We start from the raw sequence: 21,110 nt of genomic DNA, 5'->3' as shown, positions 1-21,110 counted from the left end.
AGTCGATTTATATGTATAAAAAGTTTCACCTTATAAATATAGACTTTTTTGTGACAAAATGAAAGGTATTATTTGGAATAGATTTCCTAAAGATATGACAAAAAAACTCATCCTATTTTTATGGATGAGTTTTTGATTGAACAATATTTTTTTCTTAAATGTTCCCCGTGAATCAAGAACAGTCGGCAAAAAACTTGTTCATTTTACTATTTTCGAGGTACTAAAAAGGAAAATGTCGTCCCTTGTCCGAGTTTACTTTGAACCGAGATATGACCATGATGTGCATCAATAATATTTTTTGCTATGGCTAGTCCAAGGCCTGTTCCTGCTCTTCCTCTAGTTCGTGCCTTATCAGCTTTATAAAAGCGCTCAAAAACGAACGGCAAGTCTTCTTCAGGAATACCAGAGCCAGAATCCTTTACTCCAATCATGATTCCCTTTTCTTCAGATCCGACACTTAATTTAACTGATCCACCTTTAGGTGTATGTCTGATTGCATTATCAATTAAATTTGTGAGTACCTGTTCGATTCGATCAGGATCAAAAGAAATAGAGGTGATTCCATTTTCAATCTCCACATACAATCGAATTTCATTATCTTTAGCTAAACCCTGAAACTTATGGATTATACGATTAATAAATGAAGAAATATCAATTTCTTCCATTGTTAGTTGAAGATGACCCGCTTCCATTCGCGCCAGATCCAGCAACTCATTTACAAGCCGGCCCATCCGCAATGATTCATCGTAGATAACCTTTGCCATTTCCTTTTTCTCTTCCTGGGATTCAGCAATATCATCTACAATCGCCTCACTATACCCTTGTAACATCGATATAGGTGTTCTAAGTTCATGTGAAACATTTGCAATAAAATCTTGTCTCATCTTATCTAGCTGCCGTTCCTCTGTCATATCCCTTAAAACAGCAACAGCACCGCGGATAAAACGGTTACTATATAAGGGGCTTACTAAGATGACCCAATGCCTGCCTTGAAACGAAATCTCACCAATTTGTTCAGACTCAGTATCTACTGCTTGTTGAAATAGATCCATTACCTCCGTTGGGATAGCCTCAGAATCAGCACTAAATACACCCATTTCATAATACCAATATTGTAGAAAACGGTCAGCCGGGGGATTAGTAATTAAGATTGTACCATCCCGATTAAAGGTAATAACTCCATCTGCCATACTACTTAAGATACTTGATAGCTGTTCTTTTTCTTGGCTGAGTGCACTCATATTGAATTTCAATTGTCTGCCCATTTGATTAAACGCAGTTGCTAATTCACCAATTTCATCATGAGTGAGGATTGGAACTTTGGTATCAAACTTCCCTCTAGCCACTTCAAATGCTGCTTCCCTCATCTTTCTTAACGGAGCAGCAATTCTTGTAGATAAAAAGAATGCAAAAATCGTTGTAAGAATAATTGCAACGCCAGCCACAAGTAGAATAAATTTTGTTGTTTCATGAGTTGTTTCCTGCATGACTTCCATTGATTGATAAATAAATACAGCACTATGCTTTTCGCCAGGAAGATGCAAAGGTACACCTATAATCGTAAACTTTGTTCCCTTTCCATCATCATCATTTTCATTGAACGTAAGTGTGGAAACCTTTTCTACATTAACGTCTCTTTGAAAGACCTGTGATAAATTTGGGTCATTTTTAATATCTGTCAATGATAATCTTTTCGTCTTTTCTGTGTTTGGAGAGTAGTAGATTTCATTATCATTTTTGATGATGACAACATTATTTACTTTATCGATAATTTCCCAGGATATCTCTAATCCAAGTGATAATTCCCCATTAGTATGGCCCTCTAAAACGTTAGCAATCTTCTCGGCTGTATTGGTTAAATCCTCTTTCATCCCAAGAGTATTGTAGTTTTGGAAAAATTCGAGAAGCATGATTGTTAAGATGAAAAGCACAACTGAAACTAATAAAAGAATCGTTAACCATAGCTTTCCTACAACACTTCTTAAAAAGGTCATTCATTAATAACCTCAAATTTATAGCCTACACCCCAAACTGTAACGATCATTCTAGCAGCCGGCTCGGAAACTTTATTTAATTTTTCACGGAGACGCTTTACATGTGTATCTACTGTTCGCAGATCTCCGAAAAACTCGTAATGCCAGACTTCTTTAAGTAATTGTTCCCGGTCAAAAACCTTATCAGGCGCTTTCGATAAGAAATAAAGTAATTCATATTCTTTTGGAGTTAAACTAACATCTTTACCATTAGCTGATACTCTGTGTGCATCATTATCAATTGTTAAGTGTGGAAATACAATGACGTCTTTAGTTGTTGTTTCCGTTTGCAGGTAACTAGTTTGTGATGATCTTCTTAACAACGCTTTAACCCTTAAGACAACTTCCCGGGGACTGAATGGTTTAACAATATAATCGTCTGTTCCTACTTCGAATCCTTGAACTCGATTGATTTCTTCCCCTTTTGCTGTCAGCATGATTACTGGCGTTGCCTTTTTTTCTCTTAATTCACGACAAACTTCAATTCCATCCTTACCAGGCATCATTAGGTCGAGGAGAATGGCATCATAATCATTAGCAAATGCTTTCTCTAATGCCTCATTCCCGTCTTCCGCTTCATCAATTATATAATCTTCTCGCTCTAAGTACATTTTTAATAAGCGACGAATTCTTTCCTCATCATCTACCACTAAAATTTTCACGTCTTTATCCATTAATAATCCCCCCATGGAGTTTATTTTACAAAACACTATTGTTTTATGCTATAATTTCCTGCTAATTCACCTTAAAAGTTGTGTCAATATTTTGACAAACCATAAAACATTTTAGTTTTAGGCTGTGTTAAAGATTATGTTGATTTTGACACTCTGTTGATTGGAGTGGAAGGCACGAAGACTCCTGCGGGAGTACGGGGCAGGGGAGACCCCGCAGGAGCGCAGCGACGAGGAGGCTCGCCGGCACGCCCGCGGAAAGCGAAGTGCCTGGAACGGAAATCAACAGACAAGGTTAACACAGCCTAGTTTTAAAAAGGCCCTCACTTTTTTAAAAGTGAAGGCTATATAATTTAGTTTTAAAGCATTTTAACCCGCATAGGAATGAAGACCAGCTATAACGAGATTTACCGCAACTAAGTTAAACATAATGATGACAAAGCCAATAACAGCCAGCCAAGCGGATTTTTCTCCATGCCAGCCTTTTGAAAGACGGAGATGTAAAAACGCTGCGTAAAACAACCAAGTAATTAATGCCCATACTTCTTTTGGATCCCAGCCCCAAAACCGCGACCAAGCCATTTGGGCCCAAATCATTGCAAAAATCAGGGCACCTAGCGTAAAAACTGGAAAACCGATTAACACAGATCGATAGCTGATTTCATCCACAAAGTCTAGTTTAATATTTTTTACAATCGGCTTAAGTGCCGCTGCAATTCGCTTTCTTAAAATTAATCTAATGACGCCATAAATAACAATCCCCGCCATCAATGACCAAATGACTGTATTTAATTTTTTTGCATTAATAAAAGCTGGAACCTCGAACAAAGGTTTAAATCCATCTTTAGTTACTACTTCTCCTTCATGTGGACCAGAAAGCGCAGGCATTGTATATTCAAGCACAGACGCGTTATCGTGTTTATCAATCCAATTAAATTTTTCATGATAACCCAAACCAGAAAAAATGGAGGAAACAGCAACAAATCCAATGACTGCAACAAGTGCAAACATCACCATTTCAAGCCAAAAGGTTTGTTTGCTTGATTTGGTTTGATCAATTGCCTTAACAAGATAAATTAGTCCAGCAGCAAAACTAATCGCTAAAATAGCTTCCCCAATTGCCGCAGTCGTAACATGAATATGTAACCAATAACTTTGCAGCGCAGGAATTAGTGGCGAAATATCCTTCGGAAACATACTTGCATAAGCGATAACCAAAATAGCCACAGGCATGGTAAATAATCCAAGTAATGTAGTTCGGTAAATAAAATATATAACAATAAATGCACCGACTAGAGCCATTCCAAAGAATGTTGTAAACTCAAACATATTACTTACTGGAGCGTGTCCTGCCGCAATCCATCTCGTAATAAAATAACCTAACTGGGAGATAAAACCAATAATCGTTAAAAAGACTGCTATTTTCCCCCACTTATTGGTTCCTTGCTTTTCTTCCCCTTGCTTTTTGGATTTAATCGACCCACCAAAAAATAGGGTTGCAACTAAATATAGAATAAAAGAAATAAATAATAAATTACTACTTATTGATACCAACTAGACTCCCCCCTTATCCGATTCTTCTAATTGAGTTTGATCAATTGGCATTTTAAGATTCGTATCTGCCAATACACCTTCAATTTCTCGTTTTAATCCATACCAATTTTTATTTGTGTGCGCAGCAATCCAGACTTCGCCGTTTTTATTTTGAAGCCAAATGCGGCGATGATTCCAATAGGCACCTTGAATGACACCAATCATAAAGATGATTCCACCTATAATAATCACCCAAAGGGTTGAATCTTTACGAACAATAAAGCCTGAAACATTTGTTGTTTCGATTCCTTTGAAGGACATCTTATATTGGTTATCACCAAATGGTTCAATTGTTTGCTTGATGGCTACAAAACTTGTTTCTCCTTTTGGCTTATCAGGAGTCACCATCCGAAAGACAAAAGCAGGGTTGTTGGGTACCCGTGATTTAGTGGTTGGCTCGCCATTGTCTGCAAATTCAAAGTCAGGAAAATAGTTTAGTATTTCAACTGAGTAGCCCTTTCCGAGGTCATATTTCATCTTCGGATCTCTTAGGTCAACTGTAAGTTCGCCCATGGATTGGTTTGTCTTTTTATTTGTCAAACCAAATGACATTTTATTTAATTCATTCCTGAATGAAGCCTGGAAAACCGAATAGCCTTCATATGTGAGTGGTAAATTTACACGTACCTTATAATCTTCAACCTTTTTAAGGGTTGGTTTCTCTCCAGGGAGATTTTCTCCAACTCGTTTATATAGAACAACGTTAGATTGATAATTTTTTACAACTTCCCCGGCCTTATCAATCGCCTTTTCAAAGGTTTTATCTTTATTTTTATCGTAATGCTCCAGAATGAACTTGTTATTTTGAAGATAGAACTTTCCATCCGTCTCTGGAACAACAGCTGTTTCACCTTCACGCACCCAAAGGTCCTCGTTAACATACATTCCTGGAATAAAGCGCAGCATACCGCCGAATAAGAAAATAATTAAACCGACATGGTTTACGTATGGACCCCAGCGAGAAAATCGACCCTTTTCCGCTAGAATATCTCCATTTTCTTCTCGAATATTGTAGCGCCGTTCTTGTAAATGTTTCTTAACGATTGAAAAATCACTTTCACTTGCTGATTCGTTCACCCCGAAAACACGCTGACGTTTTAAAAAACCTTCATGTCGAGTTACTCTTTGGGCTTTAAGAGCCTTATATAATGGCACAACACGATCAAGACTACAAATGACTAGCGATATTCCAATCATTGCAATCAAAACTAAGTACCACCAAGAACTATATAGGTTATTAAATCCCAATTGGTAATATAATTTACCAAACCAGCCATATTCTTGTTCGTAGTATACATCTGGAGGTAAATCGATATACATTTCTTGAGGCAATATGGTACCAAGTGATGAGGCAATTAAGGTGATTATAATCAGCCAAACGCCAACTTTTACTGATGAAAAAAAGTTCCATATTTTATCAATAATCGTTTTATTATATGTTTGTGAACGGCGTGCACTCCCTTCATAACGCATATCAATAAGCTGTTCTGTAGTAGATTGAACGATCAGCTCTTTTCCACATGCTTCACATAAAACGGTTCCATGGGGATTCACATGCCCACATTCACATTTAACATCCTTCATTCGAAAAAACTCCCTACAACCTTAAGGTTTAATTTTCTCCATAAACTCCCTTACTTTTTCTTCCGTGAGTTCACCAGTATAATAATTTACAACTTTGCCATTCTTATCAATTAAAAATGTAGCTGGAAGGGGATCAATACCATAAGTATTCATGACTTCTTTATCCGTATCAATCATAATTGGAAAATCCAGTTTTAAACGCTCTGCAAATTGATTAACTGCGAGTTCAGATTCTTGAATATCTACTGTCAAGACTTGAACACCTTTGTCTTTATACTGATGATACTGATTATTAATATAAGGCATTTCCTTTTTACATGGCGGGCACCATGTTCCCCAGAAATTCAGGAATACCCCTTGTCCACGGTAATCTGAAAGCTGATGTTTTTTTCCTTGCATATCGACCAATGCAAAATCAGGAGCCTGTGCACCTACCGCAACTTTTTGTTTCGTATCGTTTGTAAAATTTTGATACAACGTATAAACAACGGCAGCACCTAGTAATAGTAAGATGATGGATCTTATAACTAATCGCCGTTTTTTCATAAGAAAACCCTCCCATAACCACTTGACACAGTTTGTCTAATTATAGCATTTCTCAATATATTCACAGTGTTAACGCAGAATGTAATTTGTGACGGTTTTATGAATTTTTTTTGGCAGACCCCATCCCGAGTGCTCTAAGTTGCTTTACTTCATGTGGTGTCAGTTCTCTTGCGTCACCTGTTCTTAAACCACTTAATGTTAAGAAACCGTAGCGTTCACGCTTTAATTTCACCACTTCATGGCCAATCGCTTCGAACATCCTTCTAACCTGACGATTTCTACCTTCATGGATGGTTATTTCAACGATTGCAGTTTGTTTTTTATTATCTGCCGAGAGTAATTTCACTCTTGCAGGGGCCGTTTTACCATCTTCTAGACGGATACCCCTTTCTAGTTTCCTTAAATTTTCCTTTAAGGGAATTCCTTTAACTTTTGCTACATAAACCTTATCAATTTCATTTTTAGGATGCATCAGTATATTAGCAAATTCCCCGTCATTGGTTAGCACTAGTAAACCTGATGTATCATAATCAAGACGTCCAACGGGATAAATTCTTTCTTTTAAATGCGGAAAGAAATCTGTGACTACTTTTCTGCCCTTATCATCATTAACACTTGAGATAACTCCTCGTGGTTTATATAAAAGGAAATAAACAGGTTCTTCTTTCTCAATCTGAATTTCATCTACTTCTACCCTATCAGATGCAGAAACTTTCAGTCCAAGTTCCGTAACAACCTTTCCATTAACCTTTACGCGCCTTTCTTTTATTAGGTCCTCTGCTTTTCTTCTAGAAGCAATGCCCGCCCGAGCAATTACTTTTTGTAATCTTTCCATTGTTCCACCTCGAATTTATCTATATAAAACGATTTGACAGCAGCAAACTGCATCCTATCCTTATGAATTATGACACAATTCCTTCACTTTTCAAAGTAACGGATATTATTACAGAAAAATAAAAATAGCATGTCCAAAGAACATGCTACAATCGTGTTAATTATTTTGTACCAAAGATTAAACCAACAACGGCAATCGCCGCAATAATACCAACGACATCCGCGAGGAGTCCTACTTTAAGGGCATCCCCCATTTTTTTAATACCAACAGCTCCAAAATAAACGGTTAACACATAAAACGTCGTGTCAGTACTCCCTTGCAAAACAGATGCTAAACGGCCAATAAATGAATCAGGACCATATACAGCAATTAAATCACTTGTCATCCCAAGTGCTGCATTCCCAGAAATTGGCCTTATGATTAGTAATGGCACAATTTCAGCAGGTACGCCCATTGTTTTCATGAGTGGGCGAATCCAATTCATTAAAGCATCAAGTGCGCCAGATGCCCGGAAGACGGAAATAGCCACAAGCATACCAACTAGAAAGGGAATAATGGATACAGCAATTTTAATGCCTTCCTTTCCTCCCTCAACAAAACTTTCATAGGTAGAGACGCGTTTGATTGTCCCATATAATAGAATAAACCCAATGAGTAATGGAATAAAAGTTAATGAAATTACCGAAATGAGTTCCATGCATCCTCATCCTTTTCTGTTTCTGCGATAATAGAAATAACGGTCAATTAGGATTGCTCCTAGTGCTGAAATAATAGTTGCAATGATTGTTGGAATGACAATCTCCGTAGGAGATGCTGAATGATAGTTCATTCTAATCGCAATGACAGTAGTAGGAATAATTGTAACACTTGCTGTATTAATTGCTAAAAAGGTGACCATGGATCTGCTGGCAGAATCCTTTCCCCCATTTAACTTTTTTAATTCTTCCATTGCCTTAATCCCTAAGGGAGTGGCAGCGTTCCCTAATCCAAACATATTTGAAATCATATTGGATAATATATATCCCATCGCTGGATGGTTAACTGGTACCTCCGGGAAAAGTCGTTTAACCAGCGGTCGAAAAAATCTAGAAAGACACTCTAGAAGGCCCGATTCCTCCGCAATCCGCATCATTCCAAGCCAAAAGACCAGAACACTAATAAGCCCGATACACAGTGTCACCGCTTCTTTCGCCCCATCAAAGATTGCTTTGTTCACTTCAGCCATGGTTCCATTGATTAATGCGAAAATAAAACCAACAATAAACATAAACACCCAGATATAATTAACCATTGTCCTTCACACCACAAAAGATAAGAAAAATTTTCTTTAAGAATTCAAACATTCCTTCTTTCTTTACAGGCACGCTTTGATAGTAAATAGGCGTTTCTTGGACAACACGCCCATCTAAGTAAACTGCAGCCTTACCTACGACTACATCATTCTTCTTATCATCATCAAATTTTTGTGTCGGTTTATTCAGTTTGTATTTTATGGAGAATAAATCCATTTCCTCGCTTGTAACCGGATAAACAATTGTTTTCTTTATATATAGGTGATTCTTATAAGCCTTATTCTTAATACCATCAATCTTACCCTCAGCTAACACTTCAGCCATATCAAACCCTTTAAAACCACTTTCATACATAGAAATATGGTCATTCCAATCATCTGGATCGTTTAAGGTGACTGCAATTAAGCTCATATCTCCCTTTGTTGCCGTTGTTACCAAGGTTCGTTTCGCCCGTTTTGTGTACCCTGTTTTTCCACCGGTGGTATATTTATATTTTGTTAGCAAGCGGTTTTTATTTTTCCAAACACGGTCCCAATCTTCCGTAGGATTTGGTGCTCGATAAACCTTTGTTCCAGAGATTTTTTTAAAGGTTTTATCCTGCATGGCATAACGCATTAACACAGCCATGTCATAGGCTGTGGAGTAATGATTTTCATGATCATCAAGGCCATGAGGATTAGAAAAATGGGTATTTAACATCCCGATTTGCTTTGCCTTTTGATTCATTAGATAGGCAAAACCCTCAACACTTCCACCCACATATTCGGCTATTGCTACAGCAGTGTCATTTCCAGACCTGAGCATCAATCCATAGACTAAATCTTTAAGTTTAATTTTTTCTCCTGGCTTTAAATAAACAGATGATCCTTCCGCACGAGTTGCTTGTTCACTTACTTTTACATATTCATTCATTTTCCCCGATTCAATCGCTAGCTTCGCAGTCATTATTTTCGTAATACTCGCGATTCTTCTTTTTGTGTGGGCATCTTTCTCAAAAAGGATACGCCCTGATTTCTGCTCTATTAAAACAGCACTTGCTGCACTTACGGAAACAGAAGCTTCCACCTTTTGAGGAATGTTAGCAATGAATAGTGAGACTATGAGGGAATACATAACTAGCTTCCAAATCATTCTCATTAGATTTACCCCGTCCCCTTGTAAAGTTATCTTCTCTTTTAGTCAAAGCAGTTTTTGCTTTTCATTTTTCTTGTACAAGTTTATGCAGGACAAGGCTTGTTATGACAACTTGCTGAAGAAAAACGAAAGCAGACGACTACATGCCGTCTGCTCAATTTCATTTCCCTTATTACATTGCTGTCCATTTCATGTCTGCTGATTTTTCAAAACGCATTTCTACATCATGCCAATTGACTATGTTCCACCAATTGTCTACATATTCTGGTCTTTTATTCTTGTACTGAAGATAATAAGCATGCTCCCAGACATCTAATACCAAGAGTGGAATGGTATCCCATTGGGTCAAAAGCATATGTCGTTCAGATTGTAAAATCTCCAAATGTCTTGCCTGAGGTGACCAAACTAATATTGCCCAGCCTACTCCTTCAACTTGTTTGGCCGCTTCAGTAAATTGCTTCTTAAATGCCGTAAAGCTGCCAAAGTATTTTTCTATTTCACTCTTCAACGGTCCATGTGGACTCCCGCCTCCATGCGGGCTCATGTTTTTCCAAAAAATCGAATGAAGATAATGCCCTGACCCGTGAAAAGCAAGCTCTCTTGACCAGTGTTTAATTAATGCGAAATCATTTATTTCCCTTGCTTCTTTAAGTTTAAGTTCTGCTTTATTTAATCCATCAACATATGCCTGGTGATGCTTATCATGATGAAGTCTCATGATTTCTTCTGATATATATGGTTCCAAAGCATTATAGGGATAGGGGAGGTTAGGCAGTGTATGCCCGCCTAGAGGAACTCTTTTCTCTCCCACCCTAATGTCACCTCTCGCTTGTTTTCTATTAAAGTAATGTTCCATTTGCTCATGGATATATTCAGCCTTAGCTTGTAATGTTAGTAGTTCTTCATTCGATAACTGCGTTCTTGTGCTTTCGATTAACTCAGTAAAACTATCCAGTTGTTCCCATAACTCTGAGCTGCTGCCCTCTTTTTCCGATTGAAGAAACTGCTTCATTTGCTCATTCCACTTAAACATTTCGTTTACATATTGACTAAATTTATCCATACCATCCCTCATTCCTGACCTGTTAAGATGTAATCTACCTAAATGGTATGAGAGATACGGTTTAATAAGAACAAAAACAAAGCTGCCCTAGTAGGGCAGCCGTAAAAAAATAAAAATATTAAGTTTTTCGACTATGGTAACAGTCCAGCTTCAGCGCTATGGCGCTGCCGCTTTTTATTTTGATTGGATCATTTTAGTTCTGTAGTCTGTTTCATAATACTCAAGTTCTTCCCTGATTCGTTGAAAGTCACCTTCTAAACTTTTAACCAACTGAGCGATATTGTCTGATACAGTGCGGTAAAACTTAATAGAATTCCTTCCAGTGTAAGCTGACCTGCTGTCCTCATACCATGCATCATTTTTCGGAGAGAAAAACTCTTCAATACATTGATGGTAAATTTTGTAAAGCGTCTTTTCCGCTGCAGCTTTTTGAAAAGGGCTGCCCTGCAAAATAACGGAACATGCATCTAACCCTTCCTCGCTATAAACAACTATTTTTCGTAAATTTGCGAAGATCAATTTATTATAGTTTGTATCTTCTTCATTTTCTAAGTTTAATTGTGAAATAGTTGCCTCATTTAAAAAATTCTCTAATGTTGAGATAGATCTTCCTAGAAAACTCTTTACATCATTTAATTGTGTTTTTACCAATGTATTCCCCATTGTGTACCCCCTAGGTTTTTTACTTCGTTTATTATACTTATTTTGGCTGCATGATGAATTCAAGCGGAGAACGAAGCTCATATTCTTTCTTTTGATTTAAAGAAAGAAAAATTTCAGGTAATTTATTATAATTGATATCTTTAAAATACGATGCAAATTCCTGCTTAGAATTAATATAAAGTCGTTTCCGGCTGCGCAGGCCTGGGTTTTTCAAGAGACAGACCAACGCTACAATGTCTTTAAAGGCAATTTCAACATCTTGCTGAACAAAAATTGGGTCTTGCTGGTATGGTGTAAATTCATGCCGAATTTCATCAAAATACCTTACGTATAGAACATGAAGTGTTTTTTCCTCTCCATCTTCATAAAAGGTAACGATGCTCCTGTTAAAAAAATCCTCAGAAGTATTTGATTTTTCTTTTTCTAATTCAAACCCTTTACACTCTTTAATTAACAAATAAATTCCACTCCTTGGCCAATGAAAATATGGCAAATAAATCTGATCAACTCACCTGAGAATGAATTACATAATTTACTTAGCTTCATTTTATCATAAATTCAATTAAGTATTTGAAAATTAAGAATTAATCGTGTCCTGAAATCTCTCAAAAAAAAGATCTGCCTCTTCTTGAATGAATTCCTCTTCTCCCTTTTCGGGAAGCTTAGGAAGTTCTTCAATACTCTTTAGACCAAAGTAATCAAGAAACTCTTTTGTCGTCCCATATAAATAGGCTCTTCCAGTCCCTTCCGCACGACCAACTTCTTTGATCAATGCTTTGGCCATCAGGGTATGCAGCGGTCTCTCTGTTTTGACACCACGGATTTCCTCTATTTCCGCTCGAGTTATAGGCTGTTTATAGGCAATAATCGCTAATGTTTCTAATGCTGCCTGTGACAGTGTCGTCGTATGCGGGGAATCAACCAGCTTTTTTAAATAAGCTGCATTTTCTTTTTTCGTGGCAAGCTGGTATGTTCCCGCTAGCTGTACAATCATAATTCCCCTATTAGTATCACGCTCATATTGTTTTTTTAAATCTTCGATGATTTCATTTGCTTTTAATTCACTTACTTCAAGGACCTCTACTAGTTGTTTTAATGAAAGACCTTCATCTCCAGCAGCAAACAAAAGGCTCTCTAAAATGCTATTCCAATTAATGATGTCCAATCATTTCTGCCCCTTCCTTTACCGCTTCAACATAAATATCTCCAAAGTTCTCTCGTTGCTGTGCATCGATTTCTTTTCTTTTTATTAGCTCTAAAATCGCCAAAAAAGTGACTACTATGTGGTCTTTCGTTCGATAAGGAAATAAATCATTAAAGTTTTTCCGGCCCTTTACCTGCTTTAATTCAGCCATTATTTCTGTCATTCTGGTATCAATTGATATTTCTTGGCGAGCAATCTTCGTAGCCATTGGGCGCTGAAGCTTCTTCCGTCGCATTAATTTTTGAAAAGCCGCCAGCATATCATATAGTGACACATTTAACTCTGCTTTTTCAGGCTGGCTCTCTTTTGCGTACTCTGAGAGATCACTTGGCGGCTTTGTATACATAAGCCCTCGCTCTACTTCCATCGACTTTAGGTCATGAGCTGCTTCTTTAAACTTGCGGTATTCGATTAGACGCTCAACCAGTTCATCTCGTGGGTCATCTTCATATAAGATGTCAGGATCCTCATAACCAGGAACCTCCTCATGTTTGGGTAAGAGCATCTTACTCTTAATGACAAGTAATGTTGCAGCCATTACCAAAAACTCGCTTGCAACATCTAACTTAAGTTCATTCATTGTCTTAATATACATTAAGTACTGCTCAGTTATTTGGGCAACTGGAATATCATATATGTCAATTTCAAGCCCATTAATTAAATGGAGCAACAAATCTAACGGTCCTTCAAATGCATCAATTTTCACCTGGTATGGCATTGTACTTCACCAAAATTCTTTAAAAATAAGTTGTTGATTATCCACTTCGACTAATAATAGTATAGAGGATTAAATGAGGTTATCCAATAGAAAAATCAACTCCCCGAGGGAATATTATCAAATCATGATGTTTGCCCATAACATTGGACTAGTATCCTACATATGATGACAAGGAAAAGAACAAAACATCATTTTTAGGAGGTAGTGAATATGTCTGAACATGGATTTGGATCCGGATTTGCTTTAATTGTAGTTCTATTTATCTTGTTAATTATCGTTGGTGCTTCCTGGGTATATTAATTCGACAGGAAGGCTGAAGAACTACTAAAAAACCAGTTCAATAAAGCAGCCATTACCGTTAGACAAACTGGACCCGTCTTTCATGACGGGTTTTTTTATTTATTCGAGCCAGCATATAACTGTGATACACTATACATAATTATTGTGTAAGGGGGTGAATTGCTTGTACCCTAGCGAGTATATCCATTTTTTAGCCCATTTTCATGGAGACCGTGATTATTTCGAATGCCATGAACTTCTTGAAGACTATTGGAAAAAAACAGATTCGAGAAACAAAGATTCCATCTGGGTTGGTTTCATATTATTATCCGTTTCTCTATATCATCATCGCCGAAAAAATTTTAGCGGTGCAAAGCGGACGTTAGCTAAAGCAATTAAAATTTTCGAATTACAACCAGATTCTATCACTAAACTTGGAGTAACCCCCGTCGGGCTTATCCATTTATTACATGAACAATTATCGTCTCTTCAGAAAGGTGAATCGTATCGAAGCATCTCAATCCCGATTTGTGACACTTCCTTAACTGAATTAGCGAAAAAAACATGTGAACAAAAAGGGTTTATTTGGGGTAATCAAAGTGATATGACAAATAAATTCATTATTGATCGTCATAAATTACGCGACAGAACCAGCATAGTCCAAGAAAGATTGAAGTCATTAAAGACGCGAAAAGGCAGCGAATAAATTATTATTCACTGCCTTTTTGAAGATAAGATTAGCAAAACTCACATTTTTCGATAAAAGCGGCTGTATTTTCATTAGCAGTAATTTCTTTTTCAGCATACATTTCTTTTAGAGCTTTAACCATCTTTTTACCGATTCCCTGATACCGATGTGAGGGATTAACGGAGATGTGTAAGATTTCTAAAGAATTGGTATCATTATGAAATAAGACACCTAACAGACCGATGATATCTTCCTCTTTCCAAAGAAATAGCTGTAATTGATCTTCGGTTTCATATTCCTTCATAGTTTGCTGAAGCTTTTTTAAGTCCTTTTCGGCGGGCATAAAAGACAATAACCCCATGGCTATTTTCTCGAAAGCTTTCTTATAACGAATTAACATTTAGATCCCTCATTATATTAAATAAACCGATAAACTTGATGGTTTAACAATAGTATATTTTTACCAAGTAGCTGAATATTAAACACTATTCATTATATGTATTAGAAGTTATTATGTTTCATCAATCACCATGATACATAATAAACGGTCAATCATCAATGGAAAAAATTAATATTAGTATTTCGGTCCGATAAAAATCCAATAGATAACTCCCCATAAGATCGACACACCAATAAGAATACAAAATATAATCCAGTTGCTTCTCTTCATTAAAATGTTTCCTCCAAAAGAATATTGAAGATTTGGTACTGTCCTACATTCTACACTATTTTGCAAAAATAAGCTATTCTACTTACATATTTTACATTTTTTCGAGCAAGTTCTACTTTCTATGAAACTTAAAGCTTGTTATTTACGTTATTATTATTGAATTCGGTTATATTATAATAAACAGAGTCACTACATTTTCATGATTACCTGTAAATTCCGAGGAGGAAACTATGAAAAAAACTATTATTTACTTCATGTTGGCTTTTTTAATTTTCAATCCAATTCGCACCTTTGCTGATGTAGCAGAAGGTGACATGATTGTTACATTAGGTCAAAATTTAACTGAAGCTCAGAAGAAGGCACTTTTATTAGAAATGGGTGCTCCTGATGATGTTCAGATTGTCACTGTCACAAACGAGGAAGAACACCAGTATTTAGGGAAATATGTGTCAAAATCACTTATCGGAACAAAAGCCATTTCATCATCGGCGATAACCATCCAACCGAAAGGTGCGGGTGTCACGGTTGAAACGAAGAATATTAATTGGGTTACGGACGAAATGTACATCAATGCCCTAATAACTGCCGGTGTAAAGGATGCAAAAGTTTATATAACGGCCCCGATTACTGTTTCTGGAACTGCAGCATTAACAGGGATTATAAAAGCCTACGAGATATCTGCTGATAAGACCATTCCTGAAGAAGTGAAACAGGCAGCAAATCAAGAAATGGTTGAAACTGCGAAACTAGGTGACTCCATAGGTGATGAGAATGCTGCCGCGTTAATTGCAAAAATAAAAGAAGAAATTGCAAAGAATAAACCAAAAAATGATCAAGAATTACAAAATATTATCGAACAGGCTGCAAAGGACTTAAATGTAAAGCTTACAGATGAAGAAATGCAGCGGTTAATAGACTTTTTTAACAAGCTAAAGGATTTAAACATTGACTGGAATCAAGTTAGCGATCAATTAAATAAAGCGAAGGATCAAATTTCTAATTTTCTTAAGTCAGAAGAAGGGCAAGGTTTTTTAGATAAGTTAAAACAATTTTTCAATTGGCTGATTGATACGATTAAGTCGATATTCTCTTAATATTGGGGATGTTGATTTCCGCTCCAGGTACTTCGCTTTCCGCGGGCGTTGCGGGGAGCCTCCTCGGCGCTTAAGTGCCTGTGGGGTCTCCTCTGCCCCGTACTCCCACAGGAGTCTCGCACCTTCCGCTCCAATCAACATCGTGCCAATACTATTAATGAGCATTAAAATATAAAAAAACTGCCGCAAAAAAAATTTCTGCGGCAGTTTTTTATTTAAGCGGCAAATCATGTTTTATTAAATCCTCATATGTCTCTCTCTTAACCACAAGGGTTGCGATTCCGTTTTCTACGAATACCACTGCTGGACGCGGGATGCGATTATAGTTATTTGACATTGAATAGCCGTAAGCACCTGTACAAAAAACAGCAAGAATATCTTCTTCCCCTACATCTGGTAACGGTAAATCCCAAATCAACATGTCTCCTGATTCACAGCATTTCCCAGCTATTGATACCGTTTCTTTCGCTTTCATTAATGGTTTATTTGCAAGAACAGCCTCATATTTCGCCTGATAAAGGGCTGGTCGAATATTGTCACTCATTCCACCATCCACTGCTAAATACTTTCGAACACCAGGAACTTCTTTGGATGAACCCACTTTATAAAGAGTAATTCCAGCATCCCCAACAAGCGAACGCCCTGGCTCAATCCAAATTTCCGGCATTTTTAAAGAATAGCTATCAGTTAATAATTTAACTTCCCGAATAATTTCACTCACGTATTGAGAAGGTTGAATGGGTTCATCTTCTTTTGTATAGCGGATTCCAAAGCCCCCGCCCAAATTCAATACTTTTGCTTCGAAAGAAAGCTCTCTTTTCCATGCTTCCATTTTTCCGACAATCTTTTTAGCTGCTAATAAAAAACCAGTCGTTTCAAAAATTTGTGATCCAATATGGCAATGGAGACCAAGGACTTCAAAGTTATCATTTTTTAGTGCCATTTTTAATGCATCTTCCGCTTGTCCATTTTGAAGATCAAACCCAAATTTAGAATCTTCCTGCCCAGTTAAAATGTAATCATGCGTATGGGCTTCGATACCAGGGGTTACTCGGAGCAGGATGCTAACATGAGCATTTTTCTCTTTAGCAATGGTTTTCAAAAGCTCCAATTCTGAAAAATTATCCACAACGATGCAGCCAATTTCATGATCCATTGCCATTTCTAATTCTTCTCTGCTCTTGTTGTTCCCGTGAAAATGAATTCTCTCGACAGGGAACCCTGCAGCAATAGCAGTATACAATTCGCCGCCAGATACTACATCTAGTGACAATCCCTCTTCCTCAGCGAGCTGAATCATTGCAATGGTTGAAAAGGCTTTACTAGCATAGGCAACCTGCGCCTTGATCTCTTGTTCTTCAAATGCCCGTTTAAAAGATTGGGCCCTTTCACGCATTAATGCTACATCATATACATAAAGAGGAGTTCCATATTCTTTCGCCAACTCAATAGAATCGACCCCGCCAATTTCTAAATTTCCGTTTTTGTTTACGCCTGTTGTCCCGTAAAAATACATACCCTTCCCTCTCTCCCAATCAATCACTATAGTTTATGCGGACAATCACATAAGATAATAATAAATAGACAGAATCTACAAAAGATACTGCCTATTTTTCATTCTTTATCCCTTTATTTAATTAAAAATACTTTAGCATACCTGTTAGAAAAGTGCAATTATTTCTCGTTTGCTTTAGGCGGCTGCCGGTAACGGTTTCTAGGGTGAACAATGCTTGGTCTCAAGATAGAACCTGGTATTGCTCTGCGCACAATGATTTGCAAAAATCCTTTCGGCTCAAAAGGAAGGAATGGCCACAGATATGGTGTATTAAGTGCACGTATTTTAACAAGGAAAAGGAAGAATACTGTCGCCCCAATAACAAATCCCGGCAGATGAAATAACGACACAAGAATTAACAGAGTTAATCGTCCAATTTTGTTTGCTACGCTTAATTCATAACTTGGAGTTGTAAAGGAACCAATCCCTGCAACCGCTACATACAAGATTACCTCTGGCACAAACAGCCCCACGCTAATCGCAATCTGTCCAATTAATACCGCTGCAATTAATCCCATTGCAGTCGAGAGTGGAGTGGGTGTATGTATGGCGGCCAATCGTAAAAACTCAATCCCGAAATCAGCCAAGAAAATCTGAACGATAATCGGGATATTTGTTGTTTCATTTGGTCCAATAAAAGAGAATCTTTCAGGTAACAAGGATGGTTCTAATACAAATAACATCCATAATGGGAGTAGTAAAATAGACGTAAGTACGCCTAAAAAACGCGTCCAACGCAAAAATGTTCCCATTGCAGGAGATTCACGAAATTCTTCTGCATGCTGTACATGATGGAAATATGTCGTAGGAGTGATTATGACACTTGGGGAGGTGTCAACATAAATTACAACATGACCTTCCAGAAGATGTGTTGCAGCGATATCTGCACGCTCCGTATATCTTACGAGCGGAAAGGGATTCCAACCCTGCTTTAGAATGAATTCTTCTATCGTTTTATCAGCCATTGGAATTCCATCTGTATTAATTGCCTGAATTTCTTTCCTAATCACATTGACCATATCTGGATCTGCAACATCCTCTAAATACCCTAAAGCCACATCCGCCTTTGACCGTTCACCAACCTTTAGCATTTCAAAGCGAAGACGTTCATCTCGAATTCGCCGTCTCGTTAAGGCCGTATTCAAAATAATATTTTCAACAAACCCATCACGGGACCCTCTAACCACCTTTTCTGTATCAGGTTCTTGAGGCTGCCTTCCTGGATAGCTTCTGACATCAACGACAAAAGCTGTATTTTCCCCTTCCAATACTACAGCAACTAATCCGGACAAAACCTTATCAACTATGTAATCAAGTGTGGTAGCTTGTTCAACCGATTGATTAATTAGCCTATTTTCAATTACCTTAAAGAAATCTGATGATAATTTTTCATGGTCATTGATTTCAACTAATTCTTCAATTAATTCAATTACGAAGCGGGAATCACATAAGCCATTTACATAGTAGATATGTACATCTTTTTTGAGGATTTTTAATTTCCTTACACCAAAATCAAAGCTTTTCCCAAGACCAACCCGTTGTTTCATATAGTTTTCAACTTCATTTACTGATTTAGGGATTGGCCATTTCTGTTCGTTACTTCTTGACATGGAAGCCACTCCTTTCAAGTATAAGCTCCACTGCTTTTTTTGTTATCGGGGAACCTTTTTTGTAGGAGTCATGTCTAGCCATCTTGCCAATATCACCAATTCCTACGATGACAGGAACCTCCAATTCATCAAGGCAGTAAACTGTATCACCATTTATTCTCCCGATTTCAAGCTCAGGTATACCAAATTTATCTACTCCATATGGAGTTAAATTTCCATCACGATCGATACTTACGTCCACCCTTGACCATTCTTCATGTCTTGATTTAGCTGCAACTGCAATAATTCCTAGAACTTCAATGTCTTCATGTCCTGCTACATATTTCAAAGCATTCTCACCAGCACCTTCTCCAACTATGCCACTATCATCAAACATCACTAATACAGGATCGTGAGGTGTCTTTTTTATCAACTGAACTATTTTCTCGCCGGTTAAAGTTGAAGGATTCCCTTGGGAACTCGAAATACATCGGCCACCTATTTCTTTGGCAACATGCTCGACTGCTTTCTTAGCATATTCATCACCGTCAGTAATTAAAATAACACGCCTCCGAATGCTCATAGTGTGCTGTCCTTTCTTGGCCCAAGTTGAAAATTCTTCCCAAAAGGGTTAATGATGTACAAAATAAACCCATTGAAAAATTGACCCCGCAATTTTTCCTAATACGATTGCCATGATTAATATAACAATCTCACCATCTAATCGGATTCTTTTAGCAAGAATTGGCAGAACGTTTAATACCTCAGTGAGGGCTGCAGCTAACATCCCATAAAAAATTCCACCTGTAATTCCGAGAAAAATTAATGAAAAAGAAGGAATATGCAAAATAGGATCCCTCAGACTTGCACCTACCCCAGCTAGTGCTCCTAACACAACTGCCCATTCATAGTGCTGAATCATTTTCATTGTTTTACTTAGTTGTGTAAGTCTCGGGATAATTCCTAATACCGTTAGAAATGCGACAAAACCAGAACCTACTGCCAGTCCACTCGCTACACCTAAAAAGAGGATGGCTATTATCTTAATCGTCACTGATTTTTTTTATACTTTCTTTATTTTCGTGGATAATTACGTAATTATCTAAATCCATTTGATAATTAAACATTTCTACCTCGAGGGGACTGGGCTCTTCATTTATACGTTTCTTAAAGACATGATTAAAAAAAAGAATCATTCCCATGCCTAATCCAATTGAATAGGGAATTTGAAACAGTAATGGTTTTGCATCTTTTTTTCCTGTAATGATCATATATATTTTTTCGTGGACACTTTTCATACTTACATCATCATGAAAATTCATTATTGCCAAGGCTGAGCCGAAAAATAAGAGAAACCAAATTAAAAGGAAAAAAGGCAGGTGGACTCCCTTTTTTTTATTCATAACTTCAATGATGGTTTGGGCGGGTCCAATTGTTTGGACTTCCATTCTTTCAAATTCATTTTTAATTAAGTGGATAACTTTCATGACATCAATAATGACGATATTCTGATCTGTAACTGTTAATTGATGAATGGTCAAAGTTTGTAGTTGTGAAAGAACTTCGTCAGGTGCAATGACTTGCGCAATATCATTTAACAATACTTTTTCTTGGGGCGGAGCCTGAACTCGATTCCGCATACGGATATATATTGTTTCTTCCAAAACTATCACTTCCCAAACAATGATTTCCTGTATAAATAGTATGAGTAATAAGCACTTTTTTCATTAAATCCAAAAAATACCAAGAAAAGTGAAAGCGCCCTGGTCAGCGGCGTATGGCCTGGAGCGCTCCAACTGAGATAAAGGAAACACGAAGAGCAGAAGGCGCATTCGTGCTTGACTTATCGTAGGGCGGAGAGCGAAGGACACTAGCCGCTAGGGCGCCTTTGCTAGACAG

At 37.4% G+C, this 21,110-nt stretch carries 25 protein-coding genes; 4 read left to right on the top strand and 21 right to left on the bottom strand.

Annotated elements, in window-relative coordinates:
• Positions 1-206: 206 nt before the first annotated feature.
• Both ACE198_RS11990 and ACE198_RS11985 read right to left on the bottom strand, forming a co-directional pair.
• Entirely contained in the window at positions 207-1,994 is a 1,788-nt protein-coding gene (locus tag ACE198_RS11990; protein WP_375375704.1) for an ATP-binding protein, read from the bottom strand.
• A complete protein-coding gene (locus ACE198_RS11985) occupies positions 1,991-2,707 on the bottom strand; it encodes a response regulator transcription factor (RefSeq protein WP_098574842.1) in 717 nt (238 codons plus the stop codon). Before ACE198_RS11985 ends, ACE198_RS11990 begins: the two co-directional genes overlap by 4 nt.
• Before the next feature lie 156 nt (positions 2,708-2,863).
• On the opposite strand from ACE198_RS11985, the gene ACE198_RS11980 reads away from it, so the two are divergent.
• Positions 2,864-3,013: a hypothetical protein gene (locus ACE198_RS11980; RefSeq protein ID WP_375375703.1), complete on the top strand. Its 150-nt coding sequence runs from the start codon at positions 2,864-2,866 to the stop codon at positions 3,011-3,013.
• Between the two features lie 60 nt (positions 3,014-3,073).
• On the opposite strand, the gene ccsB is transcribed toward ACE198_RS11980, so the two are convergent.
• From ccsB to ACE198_RS11920, 12 genes are all read right to left on the bottom strand, one after another.
• Positions 3,074-4,258 (bottom strand): c-type cytochrome biogenesis protein CcsB, encoded by a 1,185-nt coding sequence (ccsB, locus tag ACE198_RS11975; protein WP_375375702.1) that lies wholly within the window; start codon positions 4,256-4,258, stop codon positions 3,074-3,076.
• Positions 4,259-5,881, bottom strand: a complete 1,623-nt coding sequence (gene resB, locus ACE198_RS11970; protein ID WP_375375701.1) for a cytochrome c biogenesis protein ResB — start codon at positions 5,879-5,881, stop codon at positions 4,259-4,261.
• 21 nt (positions 5,882-5,902) lie between these two features.
• The gene (resA, locus tag ACE198_RS11965; RefSeq protein WP_251457021.1) at positions 5,903-6,427 is read right to left on the bottom strand and encodes a thiol-disulfide oxidoreductase ResA; all 525 of its coding nucleotides are present in this window, start codon (positions 6,425-6,427) and stop codon (positions 5,903-5,905) included.
• Positions 6,428-6,524: 97 nt separating this feature from the next.
• Positions 6,525-7,262, bottom strand: a complete 738-nt coding sequence (rluB, locus tag ACE198_RS11960) for a 23S rRNA pseudouridine(2605) synthase RluB (RefSeq protein WP_098574846.1) — start codon at positions 7,260-7,262, stop codon at positions 6,525-6,527.
• A gap of 160 nt (positions 7,263-7,422) precedes the next feature.
• Entirely contained in the window at positions 7,423-7,959 is a 537-nt protein-coding gene (locus ACE198_RS11955; protein WP_375375700.1) for a spore maturation protein, read from the bottom strand.
• 6 nt (positions 7,960-7,965) lie between these two features.
• Positions 7,966-8,553 carry a nucleoside recognition domain-containing protein gene (locus tag ACE198_RS11950; protein WP_375375699.1) on the bottom strand — a complete coding sequence of 196 codons (588 nt, stop codon included), beginning with the start codon at positions 8,551-8,553 and terminating at the stop codon, positions 7,966-7,968.
• The gene (locus ACE198_RS11945) at positions 8,546-9,691 is read right to left on the bottom strand and encodes a D-alanyl-D-alanine carboxypeptidase family protein (protein ID WP_375375698.1); all 1,146 of its coding nucleotides are present in this window, start codon (positions 9,689-9,691) and stop codon (positions 8,546-8,548) included. Before ACE198_RS11945 ends, ACE198_RS11950 begins: the two co-directional genes overlap by 8 nt.
• A gap of 169 nt (positions 9,692-9,860) precedes the next feature.
• Positions 9,861-10,751, bottom strand: coding sequence for a superoxide dismutase (locus ACE198_RS11940; RefSeq protein ID WP_251457030.1), 891 nt, complete (start codon positions 10,749-10,751; stop codon positions 9,861-9,863).
• A 174-nt stretch (positions 10,752-10,925) separates the two neighbouring features.
• Positions 10,926-11,414: a YpuI family protein gene (locus ACE198_RS11935; RefSeq protein WP_251457033.1), complete on the bottom strand. Its 489-nt coding sequence runs from the start codon at positions 11,412-11,414 to the stop codon at positions 10,926-10,928.
• Between the two features lie 37 nt (positions 11,415-11,451).
• A complete protein-coding gene (locus ACE198_RS11930) occupies positions 11,452-11,871 on the bottom strand; it encodes a hypothetical protein (RefSeq protein WP_375375697.1) in 420 nt (139 codons plus the stop codon).
• 120 nt (positions 11,872-11,991) lie between these two features.
• Positions 11,992-12,579, bottom strand: a complete 588-nt coding sequence (gene scpB, locus ACE198_RS11925; protein ID WP_098574851.1) for an SMC-Scp complex subunit ScpB — start codon at positions 12,577-12,579, stop codon at positions 11,992-11,994.
• A complete protein-coding gene (locus ACE198_RS11920) occupies positions 12,566-13,336 on the bottom strand; it encodes a segregation/condensation protein A (RefSeq protein ID WP_375375696.1) in 771 nt (256 codons plus the stop codon). The genes scpB and ACE198_RS11920 overlap by 14 nt, the downstream gene beginning before the upstream one ends.
• Before the next feature lie 210 nt (positions 13,337-13,546).
• Here ACE198_RS11920 and ACE198_RS11915 point away from each other — a divergent pair, with 210 nt between their 5' ends.
• Entirely contained in the window at positions 13,547-13,636 is a 90-nt protein-coding gene (locus tag ACE198_RS11915) for a YjcZ family sporulation protein (protein ID WP_066363308.1), read from the top strand.
• Positions 13,637-13,799: 163 nt separating this feature from the next.
• Positions 13,800-14,321, top strand: a complete 522-nt coding sequence (locus ACE198_RS11910) for a DUF309 domain-containing protein (protein ID WP_285850949.1) — start codon at positions 13,800-13,802, stop codon at positions 14,319-14,321.
• Between the two features lie 31 nt (positions 14,322-14,352).
• On the opposite strand, the gene ACE198_RS11905 is transcribed toward ACE198_RS11910, so the two are convergent.
• Positions 14,353-14,703, bottom strand: a complete 351-nt coding sequence (locus tag ACE198_RS11905) for a GNAT family N-acetyltransferase (RefSeq protein WP_098574854.1) — start codon at positions 14,701-14,703, stop codon at positions 14,353-14,355.
• A 500-nt stretch (positions 14,704-15,203) separates the two neighbouring features.
• Here ACE198_RS11905 and ACE198_RS11900 point away from each other — a divergent pair, with 500 nt between their 5' ends.
• A complete protein-coding gene (locus tag ACE198_RS11900; RefSeq protein WP_375375695.1) occupies positions 15,204-16,067 on the top strand; it encodes a DUF1002 domain-containing protein in 864 nt (287 codons plus the stop codon).
• Here the strand turns inward: ACE198_RS11900 and ACE198_RS11895 are convergent.
• The 6 genes from ACE198_RS11895 to ACE198_RS11870 all read right to left on the bottom strand — a co-directional run bounded on the left by ACE198_RS11895 (position 16,014) and on the right by ACE198_RS11870 (position 20,875).
• Positions 16,014-16,298 (bottom strand): hypothetical protein, encoded by a 285-nt coding sequence (locus ACE198_RS11895; protein WP_375375694.1) that lies wholly within the window; start codon positions 16,296-16,298, stop codon positions 16,014-16,016. The genes ACE198_RS11900 and ACE198_RS11895 overlap by 54 nt on opposite strands.
• A complete protein-coding gene (gene lysA, locus ACE198_RS11890) occupies positions 16,279-17,583 on the bottom strand; it encodes a diaminopimelate decarboxylase (RefSeq protein WP_375375693.1) in 1,305 nt (434 codons plus the stop codon). Before lysA ends, ACE198_RS11895 begins: the two co-directional genes overlap by 20 nt.
• A gap of 158 nt (positions 17,584-17,741) precedes the next feature.
• Positions 17,742-19,232 (bottom strand): spore germination protein, encoded by a 1,491-nt coding sequence (locus tag ACE198_RS11885; protein WP_098574858.1) that lies wholly within the window; start codon positions 19,230-19,232, stop codon positions 17,742-17,744.
• Positions 19,219-19,788 carry a stage V sporulation protein SpoVABEA gene (gene spoVAEA / locus ACE198_RS11880; protein WP_142333014.1) on the bottom strand — a complete coding sequence of 190 codons (570 nt, stop codon included), beginning with the start codon at positions 19,786-19,788 and terminating at the stop codon, positions 19,219-19,221. The genes ACE198_RS11885 and spoVAEA overlap by 14 nt, the downstream gene beginning before the upstream one ends.
• Positions 19,789-19,842: 54 nt before the next feature.
• Entirely contained in the window at positions 19,843-20,265 is a 423-nt protein-coding gene (locus tag ACE198_RS11875; protein WP_098574860.1) for a stage V sporulation protein AB, read from the bottom strand.
• On the bottom strand, positions 20,255-20,875 hold the full coding sequence (locus tag ACE198_RS11870) for a stage V sporulation protein AA (protein ID WP_375375692.1): 621 nt from the start codon (positions 20,873-20,875) through the stop codon (positions 20,255-20,257). The genes ACE198_RS11875 and ACE198_RS11870 overlap by 11 nt, the downstream gene beginning before the upstream one ends.
• Between the last annotated feature and the right edge of the window lie 235 nt (positions 20,876-21,110).

It is taken from the genome of Neobacillus sp. KR4-4, from assembly GCF_042136325.1.
Taxonomy (GTDB): domain Bacteria; phylum Bacillota; class Bacilli; order Bacillales; family Cytobacillaceae; genus Neobacillus.
The sequence above is the reverse complement of the archived record's forward strand: the minus strand, read 5'-3'. Positions and strand labels throughout refer to the sequence as shown.

Bases quoted from the DNA above. Each gene is read 5' to 3' on its own strand.
- ACE198_RS11990 (WP_375375704.1), bottom strand. From the start codon at position 1,994: ATGACCTTTTTAAGAAGTGTTGTAGGAAAGCTATGGTTAACGATTCTT.
- ACE198_RS11985 (WP_098574842.1), bottom strand. From the start codon at position 2,707: ATGGATAAAGACGTGAAAATTTTAGTGGTAGATGATGAGGAAAGAATT.
- resB (WP_375375701.1), bottom strand. From the start codon at position 5,881: ATGAAGGATGTTAAATGTGAATGTGGGCATGTGAATCCCCATGGAACC.
- resA (WP_251457021.1), bottom strand. From the start codon at position 6,427: ATGAAAAAACGGCGATTAGTTATAAGATCCATCATCTTACTATTACTA.
- rluB (WP_098574846.1), bottom strand. From the start codon at position 7,262: ATGGAAAGATTACAAAAAGTAATTGCTCGGGCGGGCATTGCTTCTAGA.
- ACE198_RS11955 (WP_375375700.1), bottom strand. From the start codon at position 7,959: ATGGAACTCATTTCGGTAATTTCATTAACTTTTATTCCATTACTCATT.
- ACE198_RS11950 (WP_375375699.1), bottom strand. From the start codon at position 8,553: ATGGTTAATTATATCTGGGTGTTTATGTTTATTGTTGGTTTTATTTTC.
- ACE198_RS11945 (WP_375375698.1), bottom strand. From the start codon at position 9,691: ATGAGAATGATTTGGAAGCTAGTTATGTATTCCCTCATAGTCTCACTA.
- ACE198_RS11940 (WP_251457030.1), bottom strand. From the start codon at position 10,751: ATGGATAAATTTAGTCAATATGTAAACGAAATGTTTAAGTGGAATGAG.
- ACE198_RS11935 (WP_251457033.1), bottom strand. From the start codon at position 11,414: ATGGGGAATACATTGGTAAAAACACAATTAAATGATGTAAAGAGTTTT.
- ACE198_RS11920 (WP_375375696.1), bottom strand. From the start codon at position 13,336: ATGCCATACCAGGTGAAAATTGATGCATTTGAAGGACCGTTAGATTTG.
- ACE198_RS11915 (WP_066363308.1), top strand. From the start codon at position 13,547: ATGTCTGAACATGGATTTGGATCCGGATTTGCTTTAATTGTAGTTCTA.
- ACE198_RS11905 (WP_098574854.1), bottom strand. From the start codon at position 14,703: ATGTTAATTCGTTATAAGAAAGCTTTCGAGAAAATAGCCATGGGGTTA.
- ACE198_RS11900 (WP_375375695.1), top strand. From the start codon at position 15,204: ATGAAAAAAACTATTATTTACTTCATGTTGGCTTTTTTAATTTTCAAT.
- ACE198_RS11895 (WP_375375694.1), bottom strand. From the start codon at position 16,298: ATGATTTGCCGCTTAAATAAAAAACTGCCGCAGAAATTTTTTTTGCGG.
- lysA (WP_375375693.1), bottom strand. From the start codon at position 17,583: ATGTATTTTTACGGGACAACAGGCGTAAACAAAAACGGAAATTTAGAA.
- ACE198_RS11885 (WP_098574858.1), bottom strand. From the start codon at position 19,232: ATGTCAAGAAGTAACGAACAGAAATGGCCAATCCCTAAATCAGTAAAT.